This window comes from Halorientalis sp. IM1011 (assembly GCF_001989615.1).
Taxonomy (GTDB): Archaea; Halobacteriota; Halobacteria; order Halobacteriales; family Haloarculaceae; genus Halorientalis.
In genome coordinates this window covers 2446280-2459772 of the sequence record NZ_CP019067.1, presented here as the reverse complement: position 1 = coordinate 2459772, position 13493 = coordinate 2446280, and the positions used below count along the sequence as shown (strand labels likewise).

At 67.4% G+C, this 13493-nt stretch carries 13 protein-coding genes; 5 read left to right on the top strand and 8 right to left on the bottom strand.

Features of this window, described 5'->3' with window-relative positions; all coding sequences use genetic code 11:
* Positions 1 to 2 precede the first annotated feature (2 nt).
* From BV210_RS12600 to BV210_RS12585, 4 genes are all read right to left on the bottom strand, one after another.
* The gene (locus BV210_RS12600) at positions 3 to 1565 is read right to left on the bottom strand and encodes an HPP family protein (RefSeq protein WP_077206981.1); all 1563 of its coding nucleotides are present in this window, start codon (positions 1563 to 1565) and stop codon (positions 3 to 5) included.
* A gap of 49 nt (positions 1566 to 1614) precedes the next feature.
* Complete coding sequence (locus tag BV210_RS12595) at positions 1615 to 2340, bottom strand: nucleoside phosphorylase (protein ID WP_077206980.1); 726 nt, start codon at positions 2338 to 2340, stop codon at positions 1615 to 1617.
* Positions 2341 to 2385: 45 nt separating this feature from the next.
* Complete coding sequence (locus BV210_RS20480; protein ID WP_077206979.1) at positions 2386 to 3060, bottom strand: hypothetical protein; 675 nt, start codon at positions 3058 to 3060, stop codon at positions 2386 to 2388.
* A 289-nt stretch (positions 3061 to 3349) separates the two neighbouring features.
* On the bottom strand, positions 3350 to 4192 hold the full coding sequence (locus BV210_RS12585; RefSeq protein WP_077206978.1) for a DUF63 family protein: 843 nt from the start codon (positions 4190 to 4192) through the stop codon (positions 3350 to 3352).
* A gap of 80 nt (positions 4193 to 4272) precedes the next feature.
* Here BV210_RS12585 and deoC point away from each other — a divergent pair, with 80 nt between their 5' ends.
* Both deoC and BV210_RS12575 read left to right on the top strand, forming a co-directional pair.
* The gene (deoC, locus tag BV210_RS12580) at positions 4273 to 4908 is read left to right on the top strand and encodes a deoxyribose-phosphate aldolase (RefSeq protein ID WP_077206977.1); all 636 of its coding nucleotides are present in this window, start codon (positions 4273 to 4275) and stop codon (positions 4906 to 4908) included.
* A 46-nt stretch (positions 4909 to 4954) separates the two neighbouring features.
* A complete protein-coding gene (locus BV210_RS12575) occupies positions 4955 to 6214 on the top strand; it encodes a tRNA (N(6)-L-threonylcarbamoyladenosine(37)-C(2))-methylthiotransferase (RefSeq protein ID WP_077206976.1) in 1260 nt (419 codons plus the stop codon).
* 113 nt (positions 6215 to 6327) lie between these two features.
* On the opposite strand, the gene BV210_RS12570 is transcribed toward BV210_RS12575, so the two are convergent.
* Positions 6328 to 7260: a cation diffusion facilitator family transporter gene (locus tag BV210_RS12570; RefSeq protein WP_077206975.1), complete on the bottom strand. Its 933-nt coding sequence runs from the start codon at positions 7258 to 7260 to the stop codon at positions 6328 to 6330.
* A 44-nt stretch (positions 7261 to 7304) separates the two neighbouring features.
* Positions 7305 to 7844 (bottom strand): HIT domain-containing protein, encoded by a 540-nt coding sequence (locus BV210_RS12565; protein ID WP_077206974.1) that lies wholly within the window; start codon positions 7842 to 7844, stop codon positions 7305 to 7307.
* A gap of 271 nt (positions 7845 to 8115) precedes the next feature.
* Between BV210_RS12565 and BV210_RS12560 the strand changes: the two genes are divergently transcribed.
* Complete coding sequence (locus BV210_RS12560) at positions 8116 to 8316, top strand: hypothetical protein (protein ID WP_077206973.1); 201 nt, start codon at positions 8116 to 8118, stop codon at positions 8314 to 8316.
* 18 nt (positions 8317 to 8334) lie between these two features.
* Here the strand turns inward: BV210_RS12560 and map are convergent, their stop codons facing one another.
* On the bottom strand, positions 8335 to 9228 hold the full coding sequence (gene map / locus BV210_RS12555) for a type II methionyl aminopeptidase (RefSeq protein WP_077206972.1): 894 nt from the start codon (positions 9226 to 9228) through the stop codon (positions 8335 to 8337).
* A gap of 294 nt (positions 9229 to 9522) precedes the next feature.
* On the opposite strand from map, the gene BV210_RS12550 reads away from it, so the two are divergent.
* Together BV210_RS12550 and icd are read left to right on the top strand one after the other, a co-directional pair.
* Positions 9523 to 11283 (top strand): hypothetical protein, encoded by a 1761-nt coding sequence (locus BV210_RS12550; RefSeq protein ID WP_077206971.1) that lies wholly within the window; start codon positions 9523 to 9525, stop codon positions 11281 to 11283.
* Between the two features lie 148 nt (positions 11284 to 11431).
* A complete protein-coding gene (gene icd, locus BV210_RS12545) occupies positions 11432 to 12694 on the top strand; it encodes an isocitrate dehydrogenase (NADP(+)) (protein ID WP_077206970.1) in 1263 nt (420 codons plus the stop codon).
* A 14-nt stretch (positions 12695 to 12708) separates the two neighbouring features.
* Here icd and BV210_RS12540 read toward each other — a convergent pair whose 3' ends face one another.
* A complete protein-coding gene (locus BV210_RS12540; protein ID WP_077206969.1) occupies positions 12709 to 13488 on the bottom strand; it encodes a hypothetical protein in 780 nt (259 codons plus the stop codon).
* Positions 13489 to 13493: the final 5 nt, after the last annotated feature.

Genomic DNA, 13493 nt, shown 5'->3' with positions numbered 1-13493 from the left:
CCTCACCGGTTGCGGTCGACGATGGCCACGTCACAGTCCAGATCGCGAATCCGCTCGAACGTGGGCGGAGAGACCAGCCGCGAGGCGCGGCTCCGATCCATGCTCGCCCCCATGAACACCAGTTCGTAGTTCGGAGCGGTTTCGTCGAGGAAGTCCTCGATGGACATGCGTGAGATCCGGGTCTCGAAGGAACCGTCGAACGGCGCAACCAGATCCGCCAGCATGTTCTCGGCCCGTCGGCGGTCGCCGTCACCGTGCAGACAGTGGGCGACGCCGACGTGGCCGCTCCGGCCCGTCAGCCGGAGCGCGAAGTCGATCATGGCGTGGGCCACGTCCCCGGCACGACGGACCGGGACGAGCACGCGGTTCCAGCGGGTCCGGCCGTCACAGGAGCGATGGACGAGTACGTCCACGTCCCCCCGAAAGAGCAACCGGACGAACGGCGAGAGACCGCCGTGGCGCTGTTCGTACGGCGTCGCGATCAGGTCGCAGTTAGTCGCGTGTGCGGTCGAGAGCACCGTCGCCGCGGGCGACCCGCCGGCCGAGGCGACGACCACCTCACAGGGAACGCCCACCTTCGTCTCGATTCGTGCGGCCTGCCGTTCCAGGCGGTCGGCGGCGTTCGAGGCGACGCGGTTCTCGGCCATCTCGTCGAGCGTCTCCGCGTCGAGGTCACCCCCGTCGTCGGGCAGGCCGCCGTCGCTCGCGTCGCTCGCGGGACCGCCGTCCGTTCTGACCTGCGAGGTTCCCTCCAGCAGTTCCCGTTCCGCGGCGGCTACCGCCTCGTCGTCGACCACGTCCAGCAGGACGACCTTCCCCGCCTCGTGAGCGGCGGCGAGGTTCGCCGCCAGCATCGCGGTCGCGTCGGCGTCGTCGGTCCGCATCGGCACCAGCACGTGATCGTCGCCTTTCGTCGACTGGTAGAGGTAGCGGGCCCGCTCCTCGTAGAACGTCTCCCGCCATAGCAGGAAGACGCCGGCGACCAGCGTCGAGGAGGCTAGCACGCTCCCGACGTAGGCCAGCCGCGGCGTGAGCGTCACCGAGAGTCCTGCCAGTACGTCGAGCGTGATCGAGTTGGCGCTACTGACGTCGATGACGTGAATCAGCAGGGCACTGGAGTAGGCGGAGGCTTCTTCGACGGAGAGCAACCAGGTCACCAGTCCCGTCAGGAAAATCGAAAACGCCGCGGCACCAGGGTCGACGGTCGACCGGCCTGGAGGCGCCCAGAGAACTGTCGAGAGCACGTACGCGAGCCAGCCACAGAACGCGCCGACGGTGAGCCCGCCGACGAACCGCGTCGGCGACGCGTACTCGCTCTCCGGTCTGGCGAAGAGCATGTACGTCCCCGAGGCCAGCGGCGGAAAGAGCAGGAAGGGAAGCACCGAGACGGCGTTCGAGATCCAGGTGACGGCGGCGATAAGTAGCGGAACGAACACGAGCACCGACAGATGAACCAGGTTTCGGGTGTTCTCGAGCCAGCGCCGGATCGTCCACAGTTCGCGGCGCTCGAACCGGGCCAGTCGCGCCCGCGCCGCCCCGACCCGCTCACGCAACCGGTCGCGCATACCGTATCTTCAAAATCAGGGTACAAAAACCGCGCGCCGACGCCCGCGGCTACAGTGTCGTCGCGGCGTCGAGCGCGATTCGGATGGCACGCTCGACGTTGTTTTTGGCCTTCTCGGGGAGTTCGTCGGCGTCGGTCTCCCCTTTCTGTGTCCCCTCGACCAGGTTGCCGTCGACGGTACAGATCGCGCCGGCGGCCATCCCTTTCCGGCGGGCCAGCGAGAAGATCGCCGCCGCCTCCATCTCGACGGCGAGCAACCCGGCGGCCTCCCAGGCTCGGACGTACTCGTCCGTCTCCGCGTAGAAGGCGTCGTCCGTGGCCACCGGCCCCACGTGTACGTCTTCACCATTGGCTTCGGCCCCATCGACGAGCGCCGAGAGGACGTCGTAGTCCGGCACGGCAGGGATGGTGTCCTCCTCGTAACGCTCGGTGGTCCCCTCGTCTTTGGCCGCGCCCGTCGCGACGACCATGTCGCCGATCTCGATGTCGGACTGGAGCGCGCCGGTGGTTCCGACGCGGATCACGGTCTCGACGCCGACGGCGTGGAGTTCCTCGACGGCGATGGCCGCCGACGGACAGCCGATCCCGGTCGAACAGATCGTGAGGTCCCGCCCCTCGTAGGTGGCGTTGACGACCTTGTACTCGCGGTTCTGTGCGACGGTCGTGGCCTCGTCGCAGGCGTCGGCGATGCGATCGACGCGGCCGGGGTCACCCGGGAGGAGGGCCACGTCCGCCAGCGCGCCGTCTTCGACCAGCAGGTGTGGTTGTTTGGCCATACGCGCCGTTCGAGCAGCGCCCACAAAACGGCAGGGGAATCGGCGTCAGGACTTCGAGTCGTCCCGGCCCAGTAACCGTCCTACCGGCCCGACGAACTGCGCGAGCGACATGTCCGTCGACTCGAAGAACTTCTTCGCCCGGTAGGCCCCGCGGGCGGGGAACCCGATCAGGAAGAAGACGAGGGCCGTCAGCGACAGGGAGATCATCGACACCGGAAGCAACGACTGGGGCTGAACGATTCCCTCGATGACGACGAGCCCGAACAGGAAGATGCCGGCCAGAATGGAGTGCCGGCCGAGACTGCCGATGAAGGCCCAGCGCGGGCTCTCGGTCTCCAGCGGTTCGGCGTCCGCGTCCGAACTGGCCGCGGTCCCTGCGGGCGCGCCCGACGGTTGCGCGGGTGCAGCAGGTGACGGTTCGGGTTCCACGTCCAGTTCGGGGTCGGGAACGCCGTCTTCCGTTTCGACGTCGGCCGGTTCGGGTGTCACGCGCCACCAGACGCGGCCGACGCCGACGTCCTTCGAGGCGAGTTCGTCCCGGTCCACGAGGTCCTCCAGCCGGTTCAGCGTGGCCCGCTTCCCGATCGGAAGTTCCTCCGCGACCTCCGAGGTCGTCAGGACCGGATCGTCGGTCGCCTCGAAGACGCCCAGAATGTTCTCGTCCCGGGCCTTCTGGGCGGGTGCCCGCGGATACTCCTCGGAACCGGAGTCTGAGGGCATGGGCGTCCATATTTCCCCCATACGCATTAATCTTGGGGAGTCTAGAGGACGGCTTCATACCCGGTTAACCCGAATTTCGTGCTTACGAAGTAAGGTTCACGAGCAGTAACCTTTATACTCTCGGGTGAACATGGATGTGATGAGGGCGCGGGGAAGTGGAAGTACGCCGCTCCAGGCAGACACCACGCGTCCGAACCCTCACCGGACGGACCTCACCCAACACCACGGGGCTGACCGGTACCAACCCTCACTCTCGTTCCCTTTCGGAAACCTCACCGCATAGCACCGCTCACACCATTCCAGCGGCCGCGAACAGCAGGAGGTTGTGCGTGCCCGGCCCGAGACCGACGGCCGCGACCACGCCGAGCGCCGCGTTGCCCTGTGCGGGGTCTTCCTCGACGAAGTCGGCGAACAACACCAGGATGGCGGCCGCGATCAGGAGTTTCACGAGCACGAACAGCCACCCTTTACCGATCACCGACGCCGTCGGCAGCGAGCCGGCGAACTCCATGATCGCCGCGGGGATCGGACTCCGTTCGCCGCTCCCGAGCAGGTCGACGCCGACGGCCGTCGAGACGCCGTCCAGCGCGTGCCCGAACACGGTGACCGCCCCCAGCGTGCCGGTCCGGGCGGTGACGGTGGGCCGGGTTCGGTCGAGGAGCGCGTAGGTGGCGACCGCGACGACGACAGACGCGAGAAGCGCCGCGAGCGGAACCACCGGTTCGAAGGTTCCCTGGACCGTGGCCGTTCGCCAGACCAGCGCGGCCCCGGCGAGCGTCGCGAAACCGCCGGTCGCCGCGAGCGTCGGGGGGACCGCCCGCTCGGCGACGGCGAGTCCAGCCCATATCGCACCGGCGACGAGGAAAGTCGTCACGTAGACCGTCGGGGCACCGAAAAGCGGCGCGATGACGGGCGGCAACGGCTGTGCGCCCGGTATCAGTTGTAGCTGGTAGAGGACGTGAACGGCCGCGCCGGCGGTCATCCACGGCGTGAAGGCGACGACCAGTCGTTGCGTGACGGGCGGGCGCCGGATGGAAAGCACCGCGCCCACGGCGATACCGGCGACCGCCAGGCCGAACAGATACGGGAGGGCGGGGACGACAAGTCCCTCGGGGAGTACCTGGAGTAACATGTCGGTGGGGGGTCGCGCGGCGGCCGAAAGCCTTCCGGTCGGCCACGTCGGTTTTTACCGTCGGGCCGAGACGGAATCGTATGGACGTTCCCGGGCGGATCGACCACACGGTGTTGGGACCGGCGACGACGGGCGACGACGTGCTGACCGTCCTCGACGAGGCCATCGAGTACGGGACGAACGCCTGCATCCCGCCGTGTTACGTCGACATGGCGGCGAGTTACGCACCCGAGACGACGATCGCGACCGTCGTCGGGTTCCCCCACGGCCAGCACGCGCCGGCGAGCAAAGTCGAGGAGGCCGAACGCGTCTGGGAGGACGGCGCGGACGAACTCGACCTCGTGGCCAACGCCGGCCGACTGCGAGGCGACGAGGACGAGGAGTACCGAGAAGAGATCGCCGAGGTCGTCGCGGCCACGCCCCTGCCCGTGAAGGTCATCGTCGAAGCCCCTATTCTGACCGACCAGGAGAAACGGCGAGCGGCCGAACTCGCAGCCGAGGCCGACGCGGACATGCTCAAGACCGCGACCGGATTCGCCGACGGCGGCGCGACGGTCGCGGACGTGGAACTGTTGGCCGAGTTTTTACCTGTGAAGGCCAGCGGCGGGATCGGGTCCTGGGAGCGTGCCGAGGCGATGTTCGAAGCCGGAGCCGAACGGATCGGGGCCAGCAGCGGCGTAGCCATCGTCGAGGAGTGGCGAGCGGCCACCGAGTAGGATCCGTCGCGCTTTTGCTCGGCGAGCCCCGAGCGTGGAGTAGCGAATGGCCCGCTATCACATCGAGACGTACGGGTGCACCTCCAACAGAGGTGAGACCCAGCAGATCGAGCAGGCGCTCCGCGAGGGGGGCCACCACCCCGTCGACGGCCCCGAAGCCGCGGACGTGGCGATCCTCAACACCTGCACAGTCTTAGAGAAGACGGAGCAGAACATGCTCCGGCGGGCCAAAGAACTCGACGCCGAGACGCCCGGCGACCTCGTCGTGACAGGCTGTATGGCACTGGCACAGGGCGATATGTTCCGCGAGGAAGACGTCGACGCAGAGATCCTCCACTGGGACGAGGTGCCCGATCACGTCCTGAACGGCGAGTGTCCGACCGTCACCGACGGGACTGACCCGGTCCTGAACGGCGTCGTCGGCATCCTCCCCATCGCCCGGGGCTGTATGAGCGACTGCTCCTATTGCATCACCAAGCAGGCGACCGGTCGGATCGACAGCCCGTCGGTCGAGGAGAACGTCGAGAAGGCACGCGCGCTCGTCCACGCGGGCGCGAAGGAACTCCGGATCACCGGCCAGGACACCGGCGTCTACGGCTGGGACATCAATCAGGGCGAGAGCCTGCTCCCCGAACTGCTGGATCGGATCTGTGACATCGACGGCGAATTCCGCGTCCGCGTCGGGATGGCCAACCCGAAGGGCGTCCACGGCGTCCGAGAGGAGTTGGCCCGGGTGTTCGCCGAGAACGACGAGCTCTACAACTTCCTGCACGCGCCCGTCCAGTCCGGCAGCGACGACGTGCTCGCGGACATGCGCCGTCAGCACGCCGTCGGCGAGTACGTCGAGGTCGTCGAGACCTTCGACGAGCATCTGGACTACTGGACGCTCTCGACGGACTTCATCGCGGGCTTCCCCACCGAGGAACCCGAAGACCACGAGCAGAGTCTGGCGCTCATGCGCGAGACACGGCCCGAGAAGATCAACGTCACCCGGTTCTCGAAGCGGCCGGGGACCGACGCCGCCGACATGAAGGGACTGGGCGGCCAGACCAAGAAGGACCGCTCGAAGGAGCTGACGGACCTGAAGATGGAGCTGGTCGGAGAGGCCCACGAGGAGATGGTCGGCACCGAACGCTCGGTCTTGCTCACCGAGGACGGGACCGACGAATCGCTGGTGGGTTACGACGAGGCCCACCGGCAGGTCGTGATCGCCGACGCAGAGGAGCGCGGGCTGGACGTCGGCGACACCGTCGACGTGGAGATTACGAGCCACAACACGGTGTACGCGTTCGGCGAACCGGTCTAGTTCACTACTGTCGGACAGATGTTGATACCTGCCGGTCGTCAGTTCCGGCAGCAACGCTGTGGCTAGCGTCGTCCTCGACACGCGTCGGATGTGAAATGTTCTGTCCGACAGTATCACTCACGGTCGAGACTGCCGGGATCACTGACCAGCCGGTCGACTTCCTCGTCGGGTTTCCACTCGCCGGCCTCCTTCGGGTCGACGTGGACGAACACGTCGTCGACCTCGGGGAGGCGCTGGATCGACTCGATCACCGCGGTCTCGATGTCGTGAGCTTCCAGCAGCGTCCGGTCGCCCTCGACTTCGATGTGGAGGCTCACGTCGATCTCCGGGCCGACGTAGTGGGCGATTACGTCGTGTGCGCCCTGGACCTCGGGGTGGGAGAGCGCCCGTCGGACGATCTCGGCCCGCAGGTCCTCGGGCGGGGCCGCACCGACGAGGTAGTCGAGGTTGTCCCGGACGACCTCGATCCCGGTGTAGAGGATGCCGACCCCGACCAGTGCGGCCGCGATGGGGTCCAGCAGTGGGAAGCCCAGGGCCGCGCCGACGACGCCGCCCAGCGCCGCCAGCGCGGTGAGGATGTCGTTGCGATTGTCGAGCGCGGTCGCGACGAGGGCGGGCGAGCGGTGGTCCTCGCCAGCGGTCAGGCAGTAGCGATAGAGGAGGTACTTCGCGACGGCTGCCACGGCCAGGACGGCGACGGCGGCCGGACTCGCCGTGGCCGGGCCCGGCCCCGCGAGGACGGCGGTGATCGCCTGCCAGATGACGGCGCCGCCGGCCGCGAAGATCCCGAGCGCGACGAACAGCCCCACGAACGGCTCGATGCGTTCGTGGCCGTGTGGGTGTTCGAAGTCCGGCGGCTGAGTGGTGAGGTAGAGTCCGGCGACGATCACGACGCTGTAGGCCGTGTCGGCGAGGCTGTTGACCGCCTCGGACCCAACGGCGAGGCTGCCGGTGAGATACCAGACCCCGCCCTTGGCCAGCGCGAGCAGGAGGTTGACCCCCAGCACCACGAGGCCGACCCGCCGTAGCGCCGTCGAGCGTGCCATCGTCCGGGTTTGGACACCCGGGTAGAAAAGTCGCCCTGTCGACTCTAGAACTGGACCGCCCGGTCCTCGCCCGTCACCGTCGCGCCCTCTTGCTCGGCGAAGGCCTCGTGGAGTCGGTCGTAGGTGTCCTCGACCGCCTGTACGATGACCTTCGTGTCCGAGACGACCGGCATGAAGTTGGTGTCACCCTCCCAGCGCGGGACGACGTGGGTGTGCAGGTGGTCGTCGATCGAACCCCCGGCCGCGCCGCCCCCGAGGTTGAGGCCGGCGTTGTAGCCCTCCGGGTGCATGGCCATCTCCATGGCGTCGATGGTCCGCTGTTTGAGCCGGGCGTGGTCGGTGAGTTCCGGGTCGTCGAGGGCGCGATAGTCTCCGGTGTGGCTGTGGGGGATCACCATCGCGTGTCCTGGGTTGTACGGGTAGTTGTTCAGCAGGACGAAGGCGTGGTCGCTCCGGGCCACGACTCTGTTCGCCCGGTCTGCATCGTCCTCGGCGAACGCACAGAACACACAGCCGTCGATCTCCTCGTTCTTGTCGGACCGTTCGATCCAGTCGATCCGCCAGGGGGCGAACACCTGCTCCATGCCGGCCCTGCGGCCGCCCGCGGCTTAACCGCCACGGAGACCACCGCACCGCTTCGGAACCGAACCTCAGCCGCCCCGTACCATCATATATAAATCATTCGGCCGTTTTCCGGATTAATACACGGACGGACGTCTGAGACGTGTCCGTGAACGATTTTGTCGGTTCTCAGTCCGTCTCGTGGAAAATCGCAAGAGGGCAATCGAAAATCACGTGAACGAAGCCGAACGGATTGGGGTTTTTATGCTTTCTTCGGCGAAAGACTGTGATACGATGTCAGCGACAGACGACGGCGGAGACGGGATGAGAGAGCAGTGTGAGGAGTGCAGTCGCGAGACACCCCACGAGGTGTCGGTGGAGATCCTCACGGAGAGCGCCACCCCGGAGAACGCCGAGTACTCGCGCGAGCCCTATCGCGTCAGCGAGTGTCGCGTCTGTGGCGCACGCACGGTGTTGCGGATGAACAACGCCTAGTTCCGTCCCGAACCCCGCTTAGAGTCGCGTCGTGACCTCGCAGCCGTCCTCGGTGACGATGAGGGTGTGTTCTTTCTGGCTGACCAGCCGACCGTCCTCCTCCTTCAGGACGGGGTAGCCGTGGAGGATATCCTGCTGTTTCAGCCGACGAAGCGCCATCTCGGCCCGGCGTCCGTCGAGCCAGCGGGTGGCGAACGGGAGCGTCTTGAACTCCTCGGTGATCTGGTTCAGGGCCTCTCGGGCCGCACGATTTCGGACCGACCCCTCGGATTCGAGCGCGAAGATCTCCTCCTCGGTGCCCTCCCGGACCTTGCCGCCGCCGTCGGTGGCGAACGGTTCGATGGCGACCACGTCGCCGGCTTCCAGTTCGATCCCCTGGTCGACCTCGCGGTTGGGGATGTTCGGAGGCGTGTGCTGTTCCCAGTGACCAAGTCCGTGGCCGGTGAGGTTCACGACGGGGTTGTAGCCGTAGCCGTCGATGGTCTCCTCGATGACCGCGCCGATCTCGCCGGTCTCGACGCCGGCTTCGACGGTATCGAGGGCGGCGTCCAGCGCGGCTTCGGAGGCTTCGGCCAGTTCCGGATTGCCCGAGAGGTCGACCGTGACGGCGGTGTCGGCCAGCCAGCCGTCGACGTGAACCCCGATGTCGAGGTTGATCATGTCCTCGCCGAACGTGCTCGAATCGTCGACGCTCGGCGTGGCGTGGGCGGCTTCCTCGTCGACGCTGATGTTCACGGGAAAAGCGGGTTCGCCGCCGAGTTCGCGGATGCGGTCCTCGGCCCACTCGGCGACTTCGAGGTGGCTCGCGCCGACTTCGACCCGGTCGGCGGCCTCGTTCCGTACGTTCGCGAGGATCTCGCCCGCCTCCCGGTGTTTCTCGTACTTCTCTGCGTCCAGGTCCACGTCGGTCATACCCGACCGTTCGGCGAAGGGTGGCAAAGGAGTTGCGCTCCGGCCGATCCACCCGCGGCTGGACCGGTCGCGACGGTGCCGTCCCCGTCGTCCCGGGCGACCGTCCGGCAAGCCGCTGCTTACCCGTTCCCGAGACGCCGGCTAGGCGCAAGCCATCGTCGAGGTGGAGTGGATCGAACGGTGGCCGGTCCGCAACCGATCGGCAATCAGCAACCGCTTATCCGACACAGCCGGCCGCTACGTCTCGAAACGGTCTAGGTGGCTTATTTTCAGAGTCGGGAAACCGAACGGTGGATGAGAGACAAGCATCTCGTGGCAGTGACAGCGACACTACTGATCGTGGTTGCGGCCGGGTTCGCCCTGACGGCGGGCGGCGAGCGGGCGAACCCCCAGTCCGAGACCGCGAGCGCGACCGCGGACGCGAGCGCGGGCGTGACGTTCCACGACGTCACCGTCGAACGACTCCAGTTGCAGAACACCACCGTCGAGAACGCGACCGTCGATCGGTTGACGGTCGACCAGTTGTCGAGTTCGAACCGGACGATATCGAACGGCACGTTCGTCGACGCGGAGCTCACGTCGCTCCAGCTGCCGGGCGTCACGGCCGAGGAACTCTCCGGCGAGCCGGCCCCCGCGACCCCTGGAGGGGAAAACGAGACCGGGATGGACACCGGAACGCAGACTGACACCGAATCCCCCGGCGCCACCACGCCCGAGGCGGAGACACCTGGCGAGTTAGCCCAGGCACAGCCGACGCCGGAGACGGAGACGCCCGACGCGGAAACCGACACGGCGACGGGCACGGAGATGCCCGGCGCGGGAACCGAGACCGAAACGGGGACGGAGACGGGTGAACCGGCCGGTCAGGACGGCGAGAGCAGCCAGATCGGTAGCGTCCGCATCGCGACGCTCTCCGTCGAGGCGGTCGAGGTCGAGTCGCTCTCCTTCGAGGAAGGTGACGCGGCCGCGGACACTGGTATGACCACGCCCGCGGGCGAAGCAACGCCCGCCGAAACGACGACCGAAGCCGAGACGCCGGGCGAGGCCGGTACCGAGACCGAGACGCCACTCGCACCCGCCACCGAGACGCCGGGCGAAGCCGGAAGCCCCACGGAGTCGCCGGATCAGGCCGGTTCCCCGACGGAAACCGAGTCACCGGTGTTCGACCTCGGAAATCAGCCGGACAGTCCCCAGGAAACTCCGAACGGTCCACAGGAGACTCCGGACACCACCCAGGACACCCCGGACACGCCCCAGGAGACGCCTGGCGGCGAGGCAGGAGCCGGTGACGGCGAGTCGGTCGTGGTCGGGACCATGAACGTGAGCACGCTCACGGTCGAAGAGATGGTCGTCACGACCGCGCTGTCGAACATGAGCGGGCCGGCCCAGGAGGGAGCAGCACAGGAGACCCCCACCGAGGCGGGCGCGACGCCGGCCGGTGAGCCCGGCACGACGCCGACCGAGCAGACGCCGGACACGGGCGAGATGGGTGCCGACACCACGGTCTCGCAACTCGACGTGGACTCGGCCAGTGCGGAGCGCGTCTCGGCCCGGATGACCGGCGAGTACGGACAGTTCTACGTCGCGGCCGTCGACACCCCCGAGGAGGTCGAAGCCGGTGAGGAGTACACCGTCACCGTGACCGTCGTGAACGCGGACGACGAGCGCGGGTCGGAGTACGTCGGCTACCGGCTCGGGATGGCCGTGCCCACGCGGGAACTGGTCGTCCTCGATCCGGGCGAACGCGAGGAGGTCACGATCAACGCCACCGCCGAGGACCTCACGGAGGGGTCACAGGTCGTGACCATCGAGACCCAGCGATCGACCATGGAGAGCACGCTGACGGTCACGAACGACACCGAAGCGACGGCCACCGAGGCGACCCCGGGCACCCCTGGCGAGGAACCGACCACCGAGACGCCGCTGGAACCCGGGACCGAGACCCCCGGCGGTGACGAGACGCCGACCGAAGCCGAGACGCCCGGAGCGGGCGAGACGCCGACCGCGCCTGGAACTCCCGGCGACGAAACCACGACGCCCGGCGGGCCGCTCTAGGGACGCTGGCAGCGACGGTCCAGCCCGGGACCGCCCTTTTCGACGGGCGGACAGTTCCAGGCCTATCAGTTGATAAATACCACGGTCGTTGTCTATAGTTTCTCAGGAAGCGGTAGGCCTTTTAGCCCGACGTGTGATGTTCCGAGATATGCCCTACGAGAAGGTCGACGTGCCCGCAGACGGGGACAAGATCGAGGTGGTAGATCCGGACACCGACGAGCTGGACGTTCCGGAGAACCCGATCATCCCCATCATTTACGGGGACGGAATCGGTGTCGACGTCGGTCCGGCCGCACAGAAGGTGCTCGAAGCGGCGGCCGATGCGACCGGCCGCTCGATCAGCTGGATGCGAGTGTACGCCGGTGAGACCGCACGCGAGCAGTACGACGAGAACCTGCCCGAAGACACCCTGCAGGCGTTCCGGGAGTTCAACGTCGGGATCAAGGGGCCGCTCACGACGCCGGTCGGCGCGGGCTTTCGCTCGCTGAACGTCGCGCTCCGGAAGCGGCTCGACCTGTACACGAACGTCCGGCCGACCTACCACATCGAGGGTGTCCCCTCGCCCGTCACCCGCCCGGACCAGATGGACATGGTCACCTTCCGGGAGAACACCGAGGACGTCTACGCCGGTATCGAGTGGGAAGCCGGCACCGAGGAGGCCGAGAAAGTTCGGGAGTTCGTCGAAGAGGAGATGGGTTACGACGACACCATCCACGAGGGCCCTGTCGGCATCGGCATCAAGCCCATCACCGAGTACGGGACGAAGCGACTCGTCCGGAAGGCCATCGACTACGCCCTGGAGAACGATCGGGACTCGGTCACGCTGGTCCACAAGGGGAACATCATGAAGTTCACCGAGGGCGCGTTCCGTGACTGGGGCTACGAGGTCGCAGAGGAGGAGTACGGCAGCGAGGTCATCACCGAGGACACGCTCTGGGAGGAACGGGACGGCGAAGCGCCCGACGACGCCATCGTCGTCAACGACCGCATCGCCGACAACATGCTCCAGCAGATCCTCACCCGTACGGAGCAGTACGACGTGCTGGCGATGCCCAACCTCAACGGCGACTACCTCTCCGATGCCTGTGGCGCCCAGATCGGCGGCCTCGGCATCGCGCCCGGCGCGAACTTCGGTGACGGCCGCTGTCTCGCCGAACCCGTCCACGGCTCCGCGCCGAAGTACGCCGGCCAGGACAAGGTCAACCCGACCGCGATGATCCTCTCCGGGAAGCTCATGCTCGAGTACATGGGCTGGGACGACGCCGGCGAACTCATCCGCGACGCCGTCGAGGAGACGATCAAGTCCAAACACGTCACCTACGACATCGAACGCCAGATCCAGGGCGGCGAGAAACTCGCCTGCAGCGAGTACGCCGAGCGCGTCGCCGACAACATCCACGACCTGGCCTGAACGGCCCGACGACCCTATTTTTCGGGCAGGTACCGCGACAGCGCAGCCACGGCCGCGTCCTCGTCGTCGATCTTCTCGCGCGGGATGGCGTACGCCTGTGGGAACCAGCTCGCGTCGCGGACGATCAGTTCGTCGTCGGTCAGCTCGTAGCTCTCGAAGTCGCTCCAGGGCCGGATCGACATACCCTGTTTCAGTCCCGCGTCGAGGACGACCAGTTCCGAGCGGTGCCACACGGACAGCGCCGGTGCCAGTCCACCGGCGGCGACGACCAGCATGGTCGCCTCGATGTCACCGCCGGAGACCACCGACCAGAAGAACCACAGCAGCGCGACCCCGCCGGCCACCAGCCCGATCAGGGACATCGAGTCGTCGGCGGTCGGATCGGGCAGGACCACGCGCACGTCGCTCTCGGCCTCGACGCGGGCGGCGTACCGACGTTCCGCGGCGTGGAGCATCGTCACCGCGCCGAGGAAGGTGACACCGACACCGACCATCCCGGGTCCGAACACGTCCCGGCCGGGACCGAGGAGGCCGTAGTGGACGGTCACGACGGCGGCCGTCAGGACGACCGGGACGACGACCACCGGGATCTGGGCGCGCAGGGACTGGAACCGCTCGACGCGGGCAGGGGTCGACAGGGGCGTGGTAATAGCTGTGACAGCCAGAAAGAGCGCGGCCGCGATGCCGCCGGCGACGACCGGGGCTGGTGTGAGGGCGACCAGTACGAGAGCCGTCCCGACCGTGCCGGCGACGAAGCCACTGGCCCCGAGGGCGAACAGGGAGGGCTGACGCATATCCA

What these genes read in the sequence shown, in the direction of transcription:
- BV210_RS12600 (WP_077206981.1), bottom strand. Translation starts at nt 1,565, where the DNA reads ATGCGCGACCGGTTGCGTGAGCGGGTCGGGGCGGCGCGGGCGCGACTG.
- BV210_RS12595 (WP_077206980.1), bottom strand. Translation starts at nt 2,340, where the DNA reads ATGGCCAAACAACCACACCTGCTGGTCGAAGACGGCGCGCTGGCGGAC.
- BV210_RS20480 (WP_077206979.1), bottom strand. Translation starts at nt 3,060, where the DNA reads ATGCCCTCAGACTCCGGTTCCGAGGAGTATCCGCGGGCACCCGCCCAG.
- BV210_RS12585 (WP_077206978.1), bottom strand. Translation starts at nt 4,192, where the DNA reads ATGTTACTCCAGGTACTCCCCGAGGGACTTGTCGTCCCCGCCCTCCCG.
- deoC (WP_077206977.1), top strand. Translation starts at nt 4,273, where the DNA reads ATGGACGTTCCCGGGCGGATCGACCACACGGTGTTGGGACCGGCGACG.
- BV210_RS12575 (WP_077206976.1), top strand. Translation starts at nt 4,955, where the DNA reads ATGGCCCGCTATCACATCGAGACGTACGGGTGCACCTCCAACAGAGGT.
- BV210_RS12570 (WP_077206975.1), bottom strand. Translation starts at nt 7,260, where the DNA reads ATGGCACGCTCGACGGCGCTACGGCGGGTCGGCCTCGTGGTGCTGGGG.
- BV210_RS12565 (WP_077206974.1), bottom strand. Translation starts at nt 7,844, where the DNA reads ATGGAGCAGGTGTTCGCCCCCTGGCGGATCGACTGGATCGAACGGTCC.
- BV210_RS12560 (WP_077206973.1), top strand. Translation starts at nt 8,116, where the DNA reads ATGTCAGCGACAGACGACGGCGGAGACGGGATGAGAGAGCAGTGTGAG.
- map (WP_077206972.1), bottom strand. Translation starts at nt 9,228, where the DNA reads ATGACCGACGTGGACCTGGACGCAGAGAAGTACGAGAAACACCGGGAG.
- BV210_RS12550 (WP_077206971.1), top strand. Translation starts at nt 9,523, where the DNA reads ATGAGAGACAAGCATCTCGTGGCAGTGACAGCGACACTACTGATCGTG.
- icd (WP_077206970.1), top strand. Translation starts at nt 11,432, where the DNA reads ATGCCCTACGAGAAGGTCGACGTGCCCGCAGACGGGGACAAGATCGAG.
- BV210_RS12540 (WP_077206969.1), bottom strand. Translation starts at nt 13,488, where the DNA reads ATGCGTCAGCCCTCCCTGTTCGCCCTCGGGGCCAGTGGCTTCGTCGCC.